Source organism: Roseovarius sp. CH_XMU1461 (genome assembly GCF_037027165.1).
GTDB lineage: Bacteria > Pseudomonadota > Alphaproteobacteria > Rhodobacterales > Rhodobacteraceae > Roseovarius > Roseovarius nubinhibens.
In genome coordinates this window covers 698345-715077 of the sequence record NZ_JAYMDV010000003.1, presented here as the reverse complement: position 1 = coordinate 715077, position 16733 = coordinate 698345, and the positions used below count along the sequence as shown (strand labels likewise).

The window sequence follows — 16733 nt, the reverse complement described above, 5'->3', positions numbered from 1 at the left end:
AAAATGACCATGGTCAATTATGGAGTCGGACATGACACGGAAACGGATTTGCATTCTCGACGGGCACCCGGCCCAGACATCAATTTCTCGGCAGATGACGGAAACCTATGCCGCCCGCGCCCGGGCGGCGGGCCATGACGTTCGGATCTGGCATCTGCATGATATGGCGTTCGATCCCGATTACGGGTTTGGCGGCTACAAGAACCAAAAACCGCTCGAGCCGCAGCTCGAGGACTTTCTCGCAACGCTGGAATGGTCCGAGCATTTCGTGCTCGCCTGTCCGATGTGGTGGGGCGGCATGCCGGCCAAGCTCAAGGGACTTTTCGACCGTTGCCTGCTGCCGGGGCGCAGCTTTGATACCCGTGGCAGCGGCCTGCCGAAACCCTTGCTCACTGGGCGCAGCGCGCAGGTGCTGCTCACCTCCGATAGCCCCTGGTGGTATTTCCGGCTGCTGCACCGCCCGCTGATGTGGCAGGTCAAACGGCAGATCTTCGGCTTTGTCGGGTTCAAACCGGTCCGCTTTACCCATTTTACACAGGCGAGCCACCCGGCGCCGGGTCAGGTCGACAAATGGCTCGACCGGGTCGGGCGGATCGCGGCGCGGGCGGCTTAGCTGTCGTCAGCGCCCTTGGTCAGGGCGTGCCACAGATCCGGGCGGCGGGTGCGGGTGATCTCTTCGGCCTGCGCGCGCCGCCATTCGGCGATGCGGCCATGATGTCCGGACATCAGCACCTCGGGAATGTCGAGATCGCGCCAACGCGCCGGGCGGGTGTATTGAGGATGCTCCAAGAGCCCCTCGGAAAAGCTCTCTTCCTCGGTCGAGGCCTCGTTGCCGAGCACCCCGGGAATGAGCCGCACCACCGCATCGAGCATCGCCTGCGCCGCAATCTCGCCCCCGGTCAGGACGAAATCGCCGAGGCTCACCTCTTGGATGCCGTAATGGTCGATGACCCGCTGGTCCATCCCCTCGAACCGGCCACAGATCATGGTGAGCCCAGGTTTCGTCGCGAGATCCCGCGCCATGGCCTGATCGAACCGCTTGCCGCGCGGGCTGAGATAGAGAAGCGGCCAGTCACCCGGCGTGCCGGCCATGGCAGAATCGATGGCCCGCCCCATCACATCGGGGCGCAGCACCATGCCGGCGCCGCCCCCGGCAGGCGTGTCGTCCACATTCCGATGCTTGCCCTCGCCAAAGGGCCGCAGGTCAATCGGCTCGAGCGCCCAGAGCCCGTGTTGCAAGGCCTTGCCGGTGAGGCTCTCACCGAGCACGCCGGGAAAGGCCTGCGGAAAGAGCGTTATCACCCGCGCGGTGAACGCACCTTTGAGCCGCGGCGTCGGCGTGATCAACGCGCGCGGCTGCAAGGAGGCCGAAATGGACTTGCGCCCGAGCGAGCGGGCGGGCGGTGTCTTTGGGGTATCATCAGCGTTCGACATGCCCGCCTCATAGGCGATGCGGGCGGGCATGCAAACTCAAATCGCGTGGACCCGGCGGCCAAAGCCCCGCCACTAGGCGAGCGTAAAGATCCCAAGCGCCATGAGCAGGAAGATCACCAGCGCGAGAATAACCAAGAGCTTGGCCCCCGAAAGCGCCACCCCAGACAGGCGACCGAAACCGAACATGGCGGCGATGGCCGCGATGGCGAGCAATATGAGAATCCATTCAAGCATAATCCAAACCTTTCCCTGTGGGGCAGGGCCTGAACGCCCCGCTTGCCGTGACAACACCGGCGCAGGCAAACTGGTTCCACGAGGCGTGGCTTCTTCTGGCGTGAAAAATCCCGGGGGAGGCCGGAGGCCGGGGGCAGAGCCCCCGCAACCCTTGCTGCTAGAAGAGCCCTTCGGGGGGATCGGCGACGATCCGGCCGGTGGCCAGATCAACGGTCGGCACGGCGGCCCGGGTAAAGGGCAAGAGCACCGTGGATTTGAGCCCGGGGCCATGGATCTCCAAGAGATCCGACGCCCCGTGATTGAGCACCGCCTTGACCCGCCCCAAGAGCGCGCCACCGCTGTCGAACACCTCGAGCCCGATGAGATCGGCGTGGTAATATTCGTCATCCGGCAGGCTCGGCAGCCGGTCGCGCGCGACATAGAGCTGCGTGCCGCGCAGCGCGTCGGCTTCTTCCTTGCTCTGCACGCCAGAGAGCCGGGCGGTGAGCGCATTGGTGGTCTGGCCGGTGAGGGTCACGGCAAAGTTGCGGGCGCCGTCTTCGGTCTCGAGCGGGCCATAAGTGGCAATATCCTCGGGCGTGGCGGTAAAGCTCTTGAGCCGCAGCTCGCCCCGCACGCCAAAGGCCCCGGCAATCGCGCCCACACAGATCTTATCGGTCATCTCTCATACTCCCCGGCAGAGCCCGTCGCGCATCTCGCCCCCGGCGGCGGCGCAACGCTCGCTCTGCTGATAGCGTTCGGCCATCATGCCTGCAAACAAAAGCACCAGCATCAACAACAGGCTGCGAATGGGCCGAAACATCAGCGCTCCTCGACCGGCACGGCGCGGCGGCGGGTTTCCCAGCCTGCCTCTTCGAGCTCGGGGGTGAGGCTCGCCTCTTCCGGGTGGCCGACACAGAGATAGGCCACCAGCCGCCAGTCCTCGGCCACATCGAGATCGCGGCCAAGCCGGGCGGGGTCGAGGATCGACACCCAGCCGACGCCGAGGTCGAGCGCCCGGGCCGCGAGCCAGAACTGGGTGATCGCGGCGACGACGGAATAGCGGCGCATCTCGGGCATGGTGCCAGCACCAAGCCCCGACCCCTTGGCCGTGGCCTCGTCACAGAAAATTGCGAGCTGAACCGGCGCCTCCTGCATGCCCGAGAGCTTGAGCCCGGCATAGAGCGCCGCGCGGTCGCCATCATAGCCCGCCAGAGCGCGGGCATTGGCATCGCGGAAATTATCGAGCGCGGCGGCCCGGGCCCTGTCCGAGGTCACGCGGATCACCCGCCATGGCTCGGACAGCCCCACGGAGGGGGCCAGCGCAAAGGCATCGAGGCAGCGCATCAGCACTGCCTCGTCCACCGGGTCTGCGCGGAAGCGGCGCACATCACGCCGCCACCGCATCAGATCCCAAAGGTCTTGCTGGAAGTCTTTGGAAAACGTGGACATTCCAGACCCGCCTTTCGGCTTACTCTTCAGCGGCTGCCTCTTCGGCGGGCGCGTCTTCGGCCGGAGCATTGGCGGCCTCGGCAGCGGCTGCTGCTTTCTCGGCTTTCTCTGCAGCGCGTTCCTGGGCTTTCTTGCCCGGCTCGGCTTTCTTCAGGTTGGCGCGCTCTTTCTTTTCGACAACGCCAGCCGCTTCGAGGAAGCGCGACACGCGGTCGGTGGGCTGGGCGCCTTGGCCGAGCCAGTACTGAACGCGCTCCATGTCCATTTTCACGCGCTCTTCGCTGTCTTTCGGCAGGAGCGGGTTGTAGGTGCCGAGCTTCTCAATGAAGCGGCCGTCACGGGGCATACGGCTATCGGCCGCCACGATACGGTAGAAGGGGCGTTTTTTGCTGCCGCCACGGGCGAGACGGATTTTCATGGCCATTGTTGTATCTCCTTTGAATGGCTGGGTGGGACGGGCCTGTGACCGGTCCTAGGATTGGTGTTTCTTATGGTGTTGGATCACTTCGCCGATGATGAAGTTCAGGAAGTTCTTGGCGAATTCGGGGTCGAGATCGGCTTCGCGCGCGAGGCGTTGCAGCCGCTCGATCTGCTGGCTTTCGCGCAGCGGATCGGAGGGGGGCAGGTCATGCTCGGCCTTGAGCTGACCGACGGATTGCGTGTGCTTGAACCGCTCGGCGAGGGTAAAGACCAGCACGGCATCAAGGCGGTCGATGCTCTCGCGGTGACCCTTGAGAAGCTCGGCGGCGCGGGTGGCGGCATCAGTCATCGGCTTGGCCTTTCGTCTCGGCGGCGGTCTCCGCCAGTTTCGGGTGACGCCAGACCTGGCAGGGCTGGTCGAGAAGGGTGCCGTCGCGCTCATGCACACAGCCGAGCCGTTCGGCCAGACGGCGCGAGCGGGCGTTTTCGGCGGCGATATAGCTGATCACCCCATCAAGCCCCATGTGGCGCGCCGCATGGTCACGGGCGGCGAGGCAGGCCTGATAGGCGTAGCCCTGGCCCTCGAACCCGTCGAAAATATGCCAGCCGAGCTCGGGCTCGTCCCAGCTCTCGTTGAAGATGACGCCGACACGTCCGGCCACGGCGCCGGTTTCGCGATGTTCGACCATCCACATGCCATAGCCGCGCAGCACCCAATGGCCCATCCCGGCCAGAAGCGCGCGCCAGCTGGCCCAGCGGTCCATAGGGCCGCCGACAAAGCGCGACCGTTCGGACGCGCCAAAGGCGGCCAGCGCCTCGAAATCCGTCTCGCGATAGCCGCGCAGGATCAGATCGGGCGTCTCGACCACGGGCACATTGGCGGGCAGCTGGGCCGGGGTGGCGTCGGGCATGTTCACGCAAGCGCCTCCGGTCCGGGATGCCGATAGAGCATGTCTTCGCCCATTTCGACATTGGTGTAGCTGCGTTCAAACCGCGCGCCGAGCCGTTCGGCCAGCGCGATCGAACGGTCATTGCCGGGCACGATATTCGAGGTGAGCGTCGTCATCCCGAGATCATCATAGGCCCATTGCCGGGCGCGGGTCGCGGCCTCGCGGGCGATGCCGCGGCCTTCAAACCCTTCGAACACCACCCAGCCGATTTCCGGCTCGGGCCAGCCTTCGGGGTTCCAGATACCGGTGAGCCCACAGGGCGCGCCGCTCTCCTTGTCCTCGATGGTGAAATAGCCGTAGCCGTGCAGCGCCCAATGCCCGATGTTGAGCGCGAACCAGCGCCACGCCTTGGGCCGGTTCTTTTCGACGCCAAAGCCTTCGGCACGCACCGGATCGGTGAGAAAGGCGCAATAGGCCTCGAAATCGCTGGCCTCGGGGCCGCGCAGGATCAGGCGGTCGGTCTCAAGCCGGGGGATGTTCAGGGTCAGGCTCATGGCGTCACTTCTTCTTGCCAAAGCCCGACAGGCCGGGGGGCAGACCGCCACCGAGACCGGGCAGGCCGCCCATGCCGCCGGGCAGCTTGCCGCCCATCTGCTTGGCCGCCTGTTCGAGCGCCTTGGGGTCCATGCCCTGCGCCATCTCCTCGGGGCTCGGGCCGCCCTTGCCAAACATGCCTTTCATCGCCTGTTTGAGCATGCCGCCTTTGCCCATCTTGCCCATCTTCTTCATCATGTCGCCCATCTGGCGCTGCATTTTGAGAAGCTTGTTGAGCTCGGCCACTTCGAGACCTGCGCCCTTGGCAATCCGTTTCTTGCGGCTCGCCTGAAGCAGTTTCGGGTTGGCGCGTTCTTTCTTGGTCATCGACTGAATGAGGGCGATCTGGCGGGCGATGATCTTGTCGTCGAACCCGGCCTCCTGCACCTGTTTGGCCATCTTGCCCATGCCGGGCATCATGCCCATCACGCCTTCCATGCCGCCCATCTTCTGCATCTGCTCGAGCTGCATCTTGAGGTCGTTCATGTTGAACTGACCCTTCTGGAAGCGGCGCATCATCTTTTCGGCCTGTTCGGCCTCGATGGTTTCCTGCGCCTTTTCCACAAGGCTGACGATGTCGCCCATGCCGAGGATACGGCCGGCGATCCGGTCCGGCTCGAAGGTTTCGAGCGCGTCCATCTTTTCGCCGAGGCCGACAAAGCGGATCGGCTTGCCGGTGACCGCGCGCATCGACAACGCCGCACCGCCGCGCCCGTCGCCGTCCATCCGGGTCAGCACGACGCCGGTGACGCCGATCTTGTCGTCGAATTCGGTGGCGACGTTGACCGCGTCCTGACCGGTGAGACCGTCGACCACCAGAAGCGTTTCACGCGGGTTGGCCACGTCGCGGACATCGGCGGCCTGCTGGATCAGCTCGGCGTCGATATGGAGCCGACCGGCGGTGTCGAGCATATAGACGTCATAGCCGCCGAGGCTCGCCTGGGTCTTGGCGCGTTTGGCGATGGCGACGGGATCCTCGCCCTTGACGATGGGCAGCGTGTCGACGCCGATCTGCTGGCCGAGGATCTGCAGCTGTTCCATGGCGGCGGGGCGGTTGACGTCGAGCGAGGCCATCAGCACCCGCTTGCCATCGCGCTCCTTGAGCCGCTTGGCGAGTTTCGCGGTGGTCGTGGTTTTGCCCGAGCCCTGCAGGCCGACCATCAGGATCGGCGCGGGCGGGTTGTCGATCTTGAGCGCGCCGGGGTCGCCTTCGCCACGCAGCGTCTCGACCAGAGCGTCATGCACGATCTTGACGACCTGCTGACCGGGGGTGACCGATTTGGTGACCGACTGGCCGGTGGCCTGATCCTGCACGCGGGCAATGAAATCCCGCGCCACGGGCAGCGATACGTCCGCCTCGAGCAGCGCCACGCGCACTTCGCGCAGGGCGGTTTTGACGTCCTCGTCAGACAGCGCGCCCTGTTTGGTCAGCCGGTCAAAGACACCGGACAGGCGTTCGGACAGATTTTCAAACATGGCCGCGGCCTCCTTTGCCGGTTTCTCTATTGCCTCCCAAGATATGGGCGACGCTGCAAATCACAATTGCCCCCACGGGCGCAACGCGCTGGTGGGGGGCGATCCCGGGCAGGGCCCAAGGGACCGGAAGCAGTGACAGACTCCCGGATATGCTGGCGCGTTTAGCCCTCAGACGCTGGTGAGTCAAGCTCTGGCGCAGGTTTTGGCCCGCCCGCCTCCAGCTCTGACAGAAAGCCATCGATCTCATCGAGCATGAGATGCCATGCGGGTTCCTGGGGCAGGGGGACGTGATTGCGGCTGCGCAGCGGGACAAATCGCGCACCCGGTATGCCGCAGGCCAGCTGCCGCCCTTCGGAGACCGGATGGATCGCATCGTCGAGCGCATGAAAGACAAGTGTCGGCGCCCGGATCGTGCCAAGCAGATCGGCCACGTCGAACCGGTCGACGATCTGGCGCAGCTCTGCGGCCTTGTCGGGGGCAATGGTTTCAACCTGCATGGTGATGAAACTGGCCAGCTGTTCTGGCGTGGCGTCCGGCATGAACAGGCTGGAAAAGGCCGTCATGAAGGCGCTGCGCGGTTGGCCCCAGCCGGCCCGGATGAGCGACAGCACGGTGGCTTCGTCCATCTGACCGGGGGCGGGCGGACGCAGGGCGCGCCCTTTGGAATAGCCCCCATAGAGGATCAGCCCGCTCACTCGTTCGGGAAACTGCGCGGCAAAGCCGATCGCCACCGGCACCGCCTGCGAAGCGGCAAATATCGGAAACCGGGTCAGGCCATTGGCATCGGCAACACTGAGGAGATCCTCTACGAATGGGGTGATGCCGGCCCCGGTCGCCGCGTGCAGCTCGCGGCTCGAGAGGCCCGTGCCACGTTGGTCATAGCGCACGAGCCTGTGCCGCGCGCCAAGGGCCGTGAGCAACGGCTGCCAGACCGGGCAGTGCCAGTCGAGTTCGACATTCGACAGCCAATGCCCGAGCCTGAGGAGCGGCGGCCCCTCGCCGCTTTGGGCATGGGCGATGCGGCTCCCATCCGCGCTCTGGGCGAAACGCAGCACGTGGCGCGGTGCCTTGGCGCTCGCGGGGCGCGATTGCGCCTCGTCCGGCCCCCCGGCCTGATCGGTCGAAACGGGGGCGACGAGCCGAAACCCGCAACCATGTACCGTTTTCAGGATCGCCTGTGCCCGGCCTGTATCGCCGATTGCCTTGCGCGCCGCCGAGATGCGGGCGCTGATCGTCGCGTCGGATATCGCGAGCCCGCGCCAGACCGTTTCCACCAGTTCATCCTTGGTGATCAGCTGCCCGGCCCGTTCGGCCAGCACCTGCAGGAGGGCAAAGACCTGTGGTTCGACATGAACCGGCTCGCCATCGCGCAGGAGCAGGTGGCGCGCGGGGTCGAGGCGGCAATTGGCAAAGCGATAGACCATAGCACATTGAATATCGCGGCCCCGCCACCCGGCAAGCCATTTCTGTCAGGTCTATCAGGATCGACCGCGCGGCAACGAAAAGACAAGACATTCACAAGCCTCTCTTCAAGCGCGCGCATCGGTCTTCTGCTGAGATGGGGAAAAGCAGAAAGGGAATATGCGATGACACGGGAAAGAGATCAGGAAACACCGCAGGACACAGAGAGTTCGACGGCGATGGAGCCCGCGATCCGATATCGCGCCGATGGGTCAATAGATACCGCGTTTTACATGGCGAGAGGCCGTCATATGCGCTCCTGCCAGTGCCACAAGCTCGCCCGTGATGGGGCCGCGTCTGGCAAGGGCTGGTTGGCGGGGTTGGCCGGGCTGTTGCGGAGCGGGGCGGTCTGGCCGGCCGCATTGGGTCGGCCGCACTAATCCCAGAGAGGTCTTGTGCCTGACAGGGCGCAGGGCAACCCCCGAAAGCCGAAAATTGCCCGATTTGGCCGTCTGGCTTTTCTGCGGTTTTCGGGGGTTAGTCTCTGGTCTGGGCCCGCTGGCTGGCGCGCCATTCTGCGAGATAAGGGTTGAGGCGGCGGCCCTCGGCATAGGCGGCGGGGGTGATCTCGGCATGGATCATCGCCTCGCCGCTCTCGGGGGCCTGGGCCAACAGCGTGCCATCGGGGGCGGCGATGCTGCTCAGCCCTTGATAGGCAAAGGCATCGTCGGCGTCGGCATGGTCGCAATAGGCCACGAAGACCTGATTTTCATAGGCGCGGACCGGGATCATCGCATTGGCGACAAAGGGGCTTCCGGGCTGAGCCGGGAGCGCCGTGGGGACGAGAATAAGCTCGGCTCCGGCGAGGGAAAGAGACCGGGTGCATTCGGGAAATTCCACGTCAAAACAAATGAGTAGCCCGATTTTCAACCCGGCATAGTCGAAGGTCACCACATTGGGGCCGGCGGGGGTGAAGATGGCCTTTTCATAGTCGCCATAGAGAAACCCCTTGCGGTAGATCACCGGCGGCTGACCGGGGCGGAGCGCCATGGCAGAGATGTGCAGCGCCTCGCCCAGACGTTCGGGAAAGCCGGTCACCAGGGCACAGCCGGAGGCCTCCACAACCTCTTGCAAATCTTAGCACCATTGGCCCTCGGCGGGCTGGGCCAGATCGCGCAGCGCGTCGCCCGCGCCATAGCCCGAGAGCGCCAGTTCCGGGGCGACCATGAGATCGGCACCGGCGGCGCTGGCACGGGTCAGCGCTTCGCTGATCCGCCGGGCGCGGGGGGTGGGATTGGCGGTAGCGGACATCTGATAGAGGGCGAGTTTCATGGCGCATGATTGGCGCGGCGGGGGCCGGGGTGCAATGGGTTTTGGCGAAATTTCCCATGTCGGTATTGCGTCGGTATCGCGACAGCAAAGCGACTGTGCGCAAATTGGGGCTGCGAGCGCTTGATTTTGCGGGCCGGTTTGGCGAAGAGGGCGCGACCCGCCAAAGGAGCCTGCCATGACCGTCGACGCCTCATCCGCCCATCAAGACAGCCTGCCGGTGAGCTCGGACAAGATGCTCGATCTCTTGCGCGCCGCGGGCTGCGAGATCACCGCCTATAGCCATATCCCGCTGCGCACGGTCGAGGATGCCAAGACGGTGCAGGGCGATGTGCTGCCCTCGGGGGAGGGGGTGATCAACATCAAGAACTTCTACCTGCGCGACCGGAAGAAGCGGAATTACCTCGTGGTGCTCGAACAGGACCGCGAGGTCGATCTCAAGGCGCTGGGGGCGCAGATCGGCGCGCCGGGGCCGAGCTTTGGCTCGCCCGAACGGCTGATGGAGCATCTCGGCGTGCGCCCCGGCGCGGTGAGCCCGCTGGCGATGGTGACCGGGGCCGAGACGGGCGTGACGCTGATCATGGACGCGGCGCTGCGGCGGGCGGAGGTGGTGCATCTGCACCCGCTGGTCAATGACCGGACGGTGGCGATGACGCCCGATGATCTCGAGCGGGTGCTGCGCGGCTGGGGCGCTGAGATCCGCTGGCTCGAGCTGGGCTGAGGGTCGGTCGCGGAGGGCTGGGCCCGACCGCGGGGGGGCGTTGTGCCGGCTATGCGGGGCAGTTTATCGGGCCTGAATTCTTTTGGTGTGAAGGCAGGGCTGCGGCCGCCAAAGAGCCCGCCCGGGGGGGCGGTCGGGCTCTGCCCGGGCCGCTGGCGCGGCTGTTCCGGGCGGGGAGGACCTGTGTTGCGAAAGAGCCGGCCCGGGGGGGCGGTCGGGCTTTGCCCAGGCCGCTGCGCGGCGGATCCGGGCGGGGGGCGTTACCTCTCCGTTGTTGGCGTAGACGCGGTGTCCATCGTGGGCGCTGAGAGGGTCCGTAGGATGCGATTGACCGGCTTTGAGGCGGGCACGCGACCGTGAGCCTCGAGAAGGCGATTGCGCAATGTTTCGGTGAGAGCACTCTTATCGCTACCCGAGATGCTGATCCAGCAGGTGTGGCGCCATTGGCTCAGCACGCCCGGAATGAACCTGTACCGGCTGGAGCGCAGTGTCAGTTGAACAAGCGAGATCTCTTCGCCCTGGGGAGGGAGACTGAGCAGGGTGATATCCTTCAGGTCGATTGTGTCGCCTCTTGGCAGAAATGTGATTTGCTGTTCACCAATCAGGATCTCGCGGACGTTGCGCTGTGCGAGGAGGAAGGTCACCCCGATGAACATTACGATCGCCCCTATGGGAAGACTCAGGCTCTTGAACGGGGGCTTGCCCAAGAAGAAGGCTGACCACAGAACTGACGACAGTAGGATGACGCCACAGCAGAGATAGAGGGCGCCCGAGACCATTCCGGCCTTTCGCTCGACCGGAAAATGGTCTGCCCCGGTGAGCGGGTTGTATTCGGGGGGAAGGGGAGACGATTGCCGAGACCGGCTGTCCGCCAAGTCGTAAGCGGTCAGGCCAATCGTAAAGAGGATCGGGGCGATGAGGGGAATAGGTGTTGGATAGAAGAAATACACCCCCCAGAATGCAGCGATAGCTAGACCGCAGGACAGATGATCGTTCAACTTCATGGGAAAACTCCTGAACTGGTTAACGGTACGACAACAGGTGACATTGGGACCCTGTCATTATGGCCGGAGTTTGGCCGCGAATGGGAAAGAGTGGAGCGCTGGGTCCAGGTCGATAGGGTGGGCCGGGGTGGCGAGGTCTCTCAGGGCGAGCGGGGCTGAGGCAGGGCTGGGCCCGACCGCGGGGGGGCGTTGTGCCGGCTGTGCGGGGCAGTTTATCGGGCCTGAATTCTTTTGGTGTGAAGGTAGGGTTGTGGCCGCCAAAGAGCCCGCCCGGGGGGCGGTCGGGCTCTGCCCGGGCCGCTGGCGCGGCTGGTCCGGGCGGGGGAGGACCTGTGTTGCGAAAGAGCCGGCTCGGGGGGCGGTCGGGCTTTGCTTGGGCCGTTGGCGCGGCGGATCTGGGCGGGAAGGGCCTGCGTTGCGAAAGGGCCTGCTCGTTGGGCAATCGGGCTCTGGCGGGGGCGCTTGGCGGCCGATCCGGGGCGGGAAAACCAGAAAAACCCTCCGGTGACTTGTGCCGAAACGTGGTGCGCGATAACCATTCTGCACGAACTGTTGGTTAGTGCACAGAGGATGAGTTATGGATAATTGGGATGAAATTCGCACCGCCTATCATGTGGCGCGGGTCGGGACGGTCAGTGGCGCGGCGGAACGGTTGGGCGTCCATCACGCCACGGTCATTCGCCATATCGACGCGCTCGAAGAGCGGCTGGGCGTCAAGCTCTTTCAACGTCATGCGCGGGGCTATACGGCCACCGAGGCGGGCGATGATCTGCTGCGCGTGGCGCAGGCGACCGACGATCAGTTCAGCCAGCTTGTCGGCCGTATCCGGGGCCGGGGCGATGGTGTTTCCGGCGATCTCGTGGTGACCTCGCTCGGCGGGTTGAGCCATCTTCTGGTGCCGGTGCTGACACGCTTCCGCGAAGACTATCCCGAGGTGGTGGTGCGGTTTCTCACCGGCGACCGGCTGTTTCGGCTCGAATATGGCGAGGCGCATGTGGCGATCCGCGCCGGTTCGGTGCCCGATCAGCCGGACAATGTCGTTCAGCCCTTTGTGAAGCAGCGCGTCGCGCTCTATGCCAGCCGGTCCTATGTCGAACGCCATGGCGCGCCCAAGGATCTGGCCGATATGGCCAATCATTTCTTTGTCGGGGCCGATGACCCCAATTCGCGCGCGCCCTTCATGCGCTGGATGCGCGAGCATATCCCGGCGGAAAACATCGTGTTCCGCAGTGGCGATTTCCATGCGCTGCGCCGGGCGATCATTGAGGGCGCGGGCATCGGGTTCATGTTTCAGCTGCAGGCGCGCGAGCTCGACGATATGGTCGAGATCCTGCCGCCGCAGGATGACTGGACCTCGCCGCTCTGGCTGGTGACCCATATGGATCTGCACCGCACCACCAAGGTGCAGGCCTTTCTCACCGTGCTCAAAGAGGCGGCGAAAGAGTGGGAAAATATCTGAGCCACGCGGCGCAGTGATCCCGCGCAGCCCCCTCAGAGGAAGTTGCGGGATTTGAGCGCCGCCAGCAGGGCCGCGAGGTCGATCGGGGCGGCGGCGTCCCGATCCGTCGCAGCCTCTGCCTCCGCGCAGAGCGGGTGGAACGTGTGCAGCTCGACATCGACGAAGGCGCGGATCTGGGCCACCAGCGCGTCAAAGGCGGGCTGACGCGCACGGCGCTGGATGAGGCCGACCCGCGTCCCGGGTTTCAGGGCGAAGGGCGCGAGGTGGAAGGCCGAGCCATCGGCGCCGACGATTTCGCGGGCCGACATATAGACCTGGCATTGCTCTTCGAGCGTGTAATGCTCGGGGTGAAAGCTCACATAGCCGGCCTTGATCATCTTGCGCTCGAGCGCCTCTTCCTGATCCATGCGATGCGCCGGGGTCTTGAAGCGGGTGCGCGAGACATAGACCCGTTCGGGGCCGTCGGGGGTGATCCTCTCGGCGATGCGGCGGCGGATGAAGGCGCGGAACTCGGGCGTGCCGATGGTCCAGTTGCCATGGCCAAAGCCGGGGCTGGGCAGGAGCAGTTCGTCGACGCGGGCGGGGCTGTCGATGAGCCAGAGCGGCTTTTCCTCACACAAAAGGCTGTAGAAGGGCAGGAAGCGGCGGTGGATCACCGCCTCGATGTCCTTGTTGTGCTTGGGCACGATGAGGATGCCGTCGATCTCGTCGGCGTGGCGGTCGAGCGCCCAGAGCCGGCCCAGCCCCTCGACGAGGAAATGGCCGAAATGGTGCCGCCCGACCCCGGCATAGAGATGGCGGCCTTGCAGATGTTTGAACTGGCTCTCGTCTGGCGGGCTGGGCGCGATGCTGAGCCGATTGCGGGACAGGAGCGTCGCGGAGCCGGGGCAAAAGCTGCCGTCGGGGCGGAACACCCCATGTGCCATGCCGCGCCCGCCTTCCATGGGCACGATGCGGGCGTCCGTGATCCGGTCGATCTGCGCCGGGGGCAGCGCCTCGGGGGAGAGATTGAACGCCCCCGGTTCAGTCGGCATCGTCGAGCTCCGTCGCGAGGAAGCGTTCAAAAGCGTCAAGATTGACCGCCTCGAACTGGCCAAAGCTCTGCATCCAGATGCTTGCGTCGCGCAGCGCGTCGGGTTCGAGCTTGCACCATTTCACCCGGCCCCGGCGTTCCTGGGTGATGAGCCCGGCGCGGCCGAGGATCGCCAGATGTTTGGAGATGGCGGCGAGGCTCATCTCGAAAGGTTCGGCCACGTCGGTCACGGCCATGTCATCCTCGAGCAGCATCGACAGGATCTGTCGGCGGGTCGGATCGGCCAGGGCGGCAAAGACGGTGTCGAGCGGGTTGGACATGTCCCCCATAAGCCCCGAGCGGGGGCGAAGGTCAACGGGGTGCATGGGGGCGGCGCGGCAAAGCTCAACCATCGGGTTGAATATAGCGGGCGGGAGGGTTTGGGGCGCCAAGGCCGGGTTTGGCCGGGGGCGCGAAAATGAAAAGCGAGTTATTTCAATCAGTTAGGTGGATTTCCCCGCGCTTGACTCAGTCGCCCCCCGCGCATAGCAATGGCGCAAACCTGACGTGGGGGCCAAACCGTGTCGAACGGCGACGATCATCAGCGACTTGCCGAGCTTGATGCCAAGATCAAGGCGCTGAAAACGCCGGTCAAGGAGAAGGCCCATACCGAGGAGCACTATAGCCAGGCGCATCTCGCGTGGCGGATGGTGATAGAGCTTGTGGCCGGTCTCTTGATCGGCTTTGGCATCGGGTACGGGCTGGACAGCCTGTTCGGGACGATCCCGATCTTCCTGGTGCTGTTTACATTTCTGGGTCTGGCGGCCGGTGTCAAAACGATGATGCGCAGCGCCAGCGAGATCCAGGCCAAGAAAATGGCCGAGACGGCCGAAGGGACCGCGTCGGAGACCGACGCAAACGAGAGGTAAAAGCATGGCGTCTGAATCGCTGGGAATGGAAGCTGGTGCCGAGAAGAGCGACGGCTTGGTCTTTCACCCGATGGACCAGTTCATCGTAAAGCCCTTCTTCGGTGAAGGTGCGGTTGGCACGTTCACCTTTACCAACTCCAGCTTCTGGATGGTCATGACGGTTCTCGCCGCGACCGCGCTGCTGGTGCTGGGCACCTCGGGTCGTTCGGTCATCCCGTCGCGCATCCAGTCGATCGCCGAGCTCTGCTATGGCTTTATCCGCAAGATGGTCGAGGATGTGGCTGGCAAGGACGCGCTGCCCTATTTCCCCTATATCATGACGCTGTTCGTGTTCATCATCTTCGCGAACTTCCTCGGCCTGCTGCCGGGCGCCTTTACGCCCACCTCGCATATTGCCGTGACCGCGATCCTCGCGATGGCAGTGTTCCTGACGGTGACGGTGATGGGCTTTGTCAAAAACGGTGCCGGCTTCCTCGGCCTGTTCTGGGTGAGCTCGGCCCCGCTGGCGTTGCGTCCGGTTCTGGCGCTGATCGAAGTGATTTCCTACTTCGTCCGCCCGGTGAGCCACTCCATTCGTCTCGCTGGCAACATGATGGCGGGCCACGCGGTGATCAAAGTCTTCGCGGCCTTTGCCCCGATGATCCTGCTGTCGACCGGTCTCGGCCTTCTGGTGACGCCGCTGTCGATCCTCGCGATCACCGCTGTCTATGCTCTCGAAGTGCTGGTGGCCTTCATCCAGGCCTATGTCTTCACCATCCTGACATGTGTTTATCTCAAGGATGCGCTTCACCCGCATCACTGAGCCCGAAAGACCGGTGGGGCGGGCATCTGCCTGCCGCATCGAGACAACCTAACTACGCAATTCCAACGTAAGGAGAATCGAAATGGAAGGCGATATCGTACAAATGGGCGCATACATCGGCGCGGGTCTGGCATGCATGGGCATGGGCGGCGCGGCTGTTGGTGTGGGCAATGTTGCAGGCAACTACCTGGCGGGCGCTCTGCGCAACCCGTCGGCCGCTGCTGGCCAAACCGCCACTCTCTTCATCGGCATCGCATTTGCAGAAGCACTGGGCATCTTCTCGTTCCTGGTCGCTCTGCTGCTGATGTTCGCCGTCTAAACCCAGCGGAACCTGATCCTTACGACGGGGTGGAAGGCCTGAGCGCCTTTCACCCTTTGTAACCGGAAAGTTTCCCACGGGGAGGACGACGACATGGCAACCGAAGCCACACAAACGGGTCACGTGAGCCCGGTCTCTCTCGAAGAGGCAGGCGTCTGCGTTGACAGCCATGGCGGTGCCATTGGTATGCCCCAGCTCTGTGGTGAGTGGATGGGCAACCAGATCTTCTGGCTGCTGCTGACGCTCGTCGTGCTCTATTTCGTTCTCTCGCGCGTGGCTCTGCCGCGTATCGAGGCCATTCTGGCCGAACGTCAGGGCACGATCACCAATGATCTGGCAGCCGCCGAAGACCTGAAGGTCAAGGCGGAAGAGGCTGAACAGGCCTATCAGAAGGCGCTGGCGGATGCCCGGGCAGAAGCCCAGGCCATCGTGGCCGAAGCCAAGGCCGAGATCCAAGCCGATCTCGATGCGGCGACGGCCAAGGCCGATGCCCAGATTGCAGCCAAGGCCGCCGAGGGCGAAAAGGCGATCGCGGAAATCCGCGAGACCGCTCTCGACAACGTCAAGGCCGTTGCCAAGGACACTGCCAAGGAAATCGTTGCGGCGATGGGCGGCAAGGCCGATGCACGGACCGTGACGGCAGCCATCAATGCGCGGATGAAAGGGTAAGACCATGCGGATCACAGCAACGCTCTTTGCCCTGTTTGCCGCCAGCCCTGCGCTGGCTGCCTCCGGGCCTTTTCTGTCCCTCAAGAACACGAATTTCGTCGTTCTGATTTCCTTCCTGCTTTTCGTGGGTCTGATCGTGGCGCTCAAAGTGCCCGGCAAGATCGGCGAAATGCTGGACAAGCGCGCCGCAGGCATCAAGTCGGATCTCGACGAGGCCCGGGCCCTGCGGGAAGAGGCGCAGACGCTGCTCGCCTCTTATGAGCGCAAGCAGAAAGAGGTTCAGGACCAGGCCGCTCGCATCGTCGAGCACGCCAAGGCCGAAGCGGCCGCCGCCGCGGACAAGGCCAAGGAGGACCTGAAAGGGACCATCGCGCGCCGTCTGCAGGCCGCCGAAGAACAGATCGCCTCGGCCGAAGCCGGTGCTGTCAAGGAAGTGCGCGACCGCGCCGTGGCCGTGGCAATTGCCGCCGCCCGCGACGTGATCGCCAAGCAGATGACCGCGGCAGATGGCAACAAGCTCATCGATGAGGCCATCGCGGAAGTGGGCGACAAGCTCCACTAACCCGCGCAACTGCCCGGAACAGCCTGACAAAGCCCGTGCGACAGCGC

At 64.5% G+C, this 16733-nt stretch carries 22 protein-coding genes and 1 pseudogene; 8 read left to right on the top strand and 15 right to left on the bottom strand.

The genetic code is table 11. The features are described from left to right. The first annotated feature begins 31 nt into the window (after nt 1–31). Nucleotides 32–613, top strand: a complete 582-nt coding sequence (locus tag WA237_RS12595) for an NAD(P)H-dependent oxidoreductase (protein ID WP_336098018.1) — start codon at nt 32–34, stop codon at nt 611–613. Here WA237_RS12595 and trmD read toward each other — a convergent pair. From trmD to WA237_RS12535, 12 genes and pseudogenes are all read right to left on the bottom strand, one after another. Next, a complete protein-coding gene (trmD, locus tag WA237_RS12590) occupies nt 610–1464 on the bottom strand; it encodes a tRNA (guanosine(37)-N1)-methyltransferase TrmD (protein WP_442970264.1) in 855 nt (284 codons plus the stop codon). The two genes, WA237_RS12595 and trmD, sit on opposite strands and share 4 nt — an antisense overlap. Nucleotides 1465–1506: 42 nt before the next feature. Then, the gene (locus WA237_RS12585; protein WP_336098017.1) at nt 1507–1668 is read right to left on the bottom strand and encodes a DUF1328 family protein; all 162 of its coding nucleotides are present in this window, start codon (nt 1666–1668) and stop codon (nt 1507–1509) included. Between the two features lie 157 nt (nt 1669–1825). Further along, nucleotides 1826–2329: a ribosome maturation factor RimM gene (rimM, locus tag WA237_RS12580; protein ID WP_336098016.1), complete on the bottom strand. Its 504-nt coding sequence runs from the start codon at nt 2327–2329 to the stop codon at nt 1826–1828. Between the two features lie 3 nt (nt 2330–2332). Then, complete coding sequence (locus tag WA237_RS12575; protein ID WP_198011658.1) at nt 2333–2470, bottom strand: hypothetical protein; 138 nt, start codon at nt 2468–2470, stop codon at nt 2333–2335. Beyond that, on the bottom strand, nt 2470–3099 hold the full coding sequence (bluB, locus tag WA237_RS12570) for a 5,6-dimethylbenzimidazole synthase (RefSeq protein ID WP_040617975.1): 630 nt from the start codon (nt 3097–3099) through the stop codon (nt 2470–2472). The genes WA237_RS12575 and bluB overlap by 1 nt, the downstream gene beginning before the upstream one ends. Before the next feature lie 19 nt (nt 3100–3118). Further along, the gene (rpsP, locus tag WA237_RS12565) at nt 3119–3523 is read right to left on the bottom strand and encodes a 30S ribosomal protein S16 (protein WP_009813789.1); all 405 of its coding nucleotides are present in this window, start codon (nt 3521–3523) and stop codon (nt 3119–3121) included. Nucleotides 3524–3571: 48 nt separating this feature from the next. After that, entirely contained in the window at nt 3572–3868 is a 297-nt protein-coding gene (locus WA237_RS12560; protein ID WP_336098015.1) for a chorismate mutase, read from the bottom strand. After that, nucleotides 3861–4430, bottom strand: coding sequence for a GNAT family N-acetyltransferase (locus tag WA237_RS12555; RefSeq protein ID WP_040618409.1), 570 nt, complete (start codon nt 4428–4430; stop codon nt 3861–3863). The genes WA237_RS12560 and WA237_RS12555 overlap by 8 nt, the downstream gene beginning before the upstream one ends. Nucleotides 4431–4432: 2 nt before the next feature. Beyond that, the gene (locus WA237_RS12550) at nt 4433–4963 is read right to left on the bottom strand and encodes a GNAT family N-acetyltransferase (RefSeq protein ID WP_009813792.1); all 531 of its coding nucleotides are present in this window, start codon (nt 4961–4963) and stop codon (nt 4433–4435) included. A 4-nt stretch (nt 4964–4967) separates the two neighbouring features. After that, nucleotides 4968–6479, bottom strand: coding sequence for a signal recognition particle protein (ffh, locus tag WA237_RS12545; protein WP_216016166.1), 1512 nt, complete (start codon nt 6477–6479; stop codon nt 4968–4970). Nucleotides 6480–6640: 161 nt separating this feature from the next. Then, on the bottom strand, nt 6641–7903 hold the full coding sequence (locus WA237_RS12540; protein WP_336098013.1) for an alpha/beta fold hydrolase: 1263 nt from the start codon (nt 7901–7903) through the stop codon (nt 6641–6643). 514 nt (nt 7904–8417) lie between these two features. Beyond that, nucleotides 8418–9212, bottom strand: a pseudogene (locus tag WA237_RS12535) (carbon-nitrogen hydrolase family protein). Nucleotides 9213–9387: 175 nt separating this feature from the next. Between WA237_RS12535 and WA237_RS12530 the strand changes: the two are divergent. Then, a complete protein-coding gene (locus WA237_RS12530) occupies nt 9388–9930 on the top strand; it encodes a prolyl-tRNA synthetase associated domain-containing protein (RefSeq protein ID WP_336098011.1) in 543 nt (180 codons plus the stop codon). A 260-nt stretch (nt 9931–10190) separates the two neighbouring features. Here WA237_RS12530 and WA237_RS12525 read toward each other — a convergent pair whose 3' ends face one another. Further along, nucleotides 10191–10934, bottom strand: coding sequence for a hypothetical protein (locus tag WA237_RS12525; RefSeq protein WP_336098010.1), 744 nt, complete (start codon nt 10932–10934; stop codon nt 10191–10193). Nucleotides 10935–11511: 577 nt separating this feature from the next. On the opposite strand from WA237_RS12525, the gene WA237_RS12520 reads away from it, so the two are divergent. Continuing rightward, entirely contained in the window at nt 11512–12393 is an 882-nt protein-coding gene (locus tag WA237_RS12520; protein ID WP_009813800.1) for a LysR family transcriptional regulator, read from the top strand. Between the two features lie 32 nt (nt 12394–12425). Here the strand turns inward: WA237_RS12520 and WA237_RS12515 are convergent, their stop codons facing one another. Together WA237_RS12515 and WA237_RS12510 are read right to left on the bottom strand one after the other, a co-directional pair. Beyond that, on the bottom strand, nt 12426–13427 hold the full coding sequence (locus tag WA237_RS12515) for a glycosyltransferase family 61 protein (RefSeq protein ID WP_336098008.1): 1002 nt from the start codon (nt 13425–13427) through the stop codon (nt 12426–12428). Next, nucleotides 13417–13746, bottom strand: a complete 330-nt coding sequence (locus WA237_RS12510; protein WP_040618411.1) for an ArsR/SmtB family transcription factor — start codon at nt 13744–13746, stop codon at nt 13417–13419. The genes WA237_RS12515 and WA237_RS12510 overlap by 11 nt, the downstream gene beginning before the upstream one ends. A gap of 240 nt (nt 13747–13986) precedes the next feature. Between WA237_RS12510 and WA237_RS12505 the strand changes: the two genes are divergently transcribed. The 5 genes from WA237_RS12505 to WA237_RS12485 all read left to right on the top strand — a co-directional run bounded on the left by WA237_RS12505 (nt 13987) and on the right by WA237_RS12485 (nt 16686). After that, on the top strand, nt 13987–14334 hold the full coding sequence (locus tag WA237_RS12505; RefSeq protein WP_009813803.1) for an AtpZ/AtpI family protein: 348 nt from the start codon (nt 13987–13989) through the stop codon (nt 14332–14334). A 4-nt stretch (nt 14335–14338) separates the two neighbouring features. Further along, nucleotides 14339–15136 (top strand): F0F1 ATP synthase subunit A, encoded by a 798-nt coding sequence (locus tag WA237_RS12500; protein ID WP_336098006.1) that lies wholly within the window; start codon nt 14339–14341, stop codon nt 15134–15136. 82 nt (nt 15137–15218) lie between these two features. Beyond that, nucleotides 15219–15455, top strand: coding sequence for a F0F1 ATP synthase subunit C (locus WA237_RS12495; RefSeq protein WP_008227326.1), 237 nt, complete (start codon nt 15219–15221; stop codon nt 15453–15455). Between the two features lie 93 nt (nt 15456–15548). Continuing rightward, on the top strand, nt 15549–16124 hold the full coding sequence (locus WA237_RS12490; protein WP_216016171.1) for a F0F1 ATP synthase subunit B': 576 nt from the start codon (nt 15549–15551) through the stop codon (nt 16122–16124). A 4-nt stretch (nt 16125–16128) separates the two neighbouring features. Then, a complete protein-coding gene (locus WA237_RS12485; protein ID WP_009813806.1) occupies nt 16129–16686 on the top strand; it encodes a F0F1 ATP synthase subunit B in 558 nt (185 codons plus the stop codon). The last annotated feature ends 47 nt before the right edge of the window (nt 16687–16733 follow it).

Excerpts from the sequence above, each read along its gene's own strand:
- WA237_RS12530 (WP_336098011.1), top strand. The coding sequence starts at position 9,388 with ATGACCGTCGACGCCTCATCCGCCCATCAAGACAGCCTGCCGGTGAGC.
- rpsP (WP_009813789.1), bottom strand. The coding sequence starts at position 3,523 with ATGGCCATGAAAATCCGTCTCGCCCGTGGCGGCAGCAAAAAACGCCCC.
- bluB (WP_040617975.1), bottom strand. The coding sequence starts at position 3,099 with ATGTCCACGTTTTCCAAAGACTTCCAGCAAGACCTTTGGGATCTGATG.
- WA237_RS12575 (WP_198011658.1), bottom strand. The coding sequence starts at position 2,470 with ATGTTTCGGCCCATTCGCAGCCTGTTGTTGATGCTGGTGCTTTTGTTT.
- WA237_RS12490 (WP_216016171.1), top strand. The coding sequence starts at position 15,549 with ATGGCAACCGAAGCCACACAAACGGGTCACGTGAGCCCGGTCTCTCTC.
- WA237_RS12555 (WP_040618409.1), bottom strand. The coding sequence starts at position 4,430 with ATGCCCGACGCCACCCCGGCCCAGCTGCCCGCCAATGTGCCCGTGGTC.
- ffh (WP_216016166.1), bottom strand. The coding sequence starts at position 6,479 with ATGTTTGAAAATCTGTCCGAACGCCTGTCCGGTGTCTTTGACCGGCTG.
- WA237_RS12525 (WP_336098010.1), bottom strand. The coding sequence starts at position 10,934 with ATGAAGTTGAACGATCATCTGTCCTGCGGTCTAGCTATCGCTGCATTC.
- WA237_RS12510 (WP_040618411.1), bottom strand. The coding sequence starts at position 13,746 with ATGTCCAACCCGCTCGACACCGTCTTTGCCGCCCTGGCCGATCCGACC.
- WA237_RS12595 (WP_336098018.1), top strand. The coding sequence starts at position 32 with ATGACACGGAAACGGATTTGCATTCTCGACGGGCACCCGGCCCAGACA.
- WA237_RS12495 (WP_008227326.1), top strand. The coding sequence starts at position 15,219 with ATGGAAGGCGATATCGTACAAATGGGCGCATACATCGGCGCGGGTCTG.
- WA237_RS12500 (WP_336098006.1), top strand. The coding sequence starts at position 14,339 with ATGGCGTCTGAATCGCTGGGAATGGAAGCTGGTGCCGAGAAGAGCGAC.
- trmD (WP_442970264.1), bottom strand. The coding sequence starts at position 1,464 with ATGCCCGCCCGCATCGCCTATGAGGCGGGCATGTCGAACGCTGATGAT.
- rimM (WP_336098016.1), bottom strand. The coding sequence starts at position 2,329 with ATGACCGATAAGATCTGTGTGGGCGCGATTGCCGGGGCCTTTGGCGTG.
- WA237_RS12485 (WP_009813806.1), top strand. The coding sequence starts at position 16,129 with ATGCGGATCACAGCAACGCTCTTTGCCCTGTTTGCCGCCAGCCCTGCG.
- WA237_RS12550 (WP_009813792.1), bottom strand. The coding sequence starts at position 4,963 with ATGAGCCTGACCCTGAACATCCCCCGGCTTGAGACCGACCGCCTGATC.
- WA237_RS12515 (WP_336098008.1), bottom strand. The coding sequence starts at position 13,427 with ATGCCGACTGAACCGGGGGCGTTCAATCTCTCCCCCGAGGCGCTGCCC.
- WA237_RS12560 (WP_336098015.1), bottom strand. The coding sequence starts at position 3,868 with ATGACTGATGCCGCCACCCGCGCCGCCGAGCTTCTCAAGGGTCACCGC.
- WA237_RS12585 (WP_336098017.1), bottom strand. The coding sequence starts at position 1,668 with ATGCTTGAATGGATTCTCATATTGCTCGCCATCGCGGCCATCGCCGCC.
- WA237_RS12540 (WP_336098013.1), bottom strand. The coding sequence starts at position 7,903 with ATGGTCTATCGCTTTGCCAATTGCCGCCTCGACCCCGCGCGCCACCTG.
- WA237_RS12520 (WP_009813800.1), top strand. The coding sequence starts at position 11,512 with ATGGATAATTGGGATGAAATTCGCACCGCCTATCATGTGGCGCGGGTC.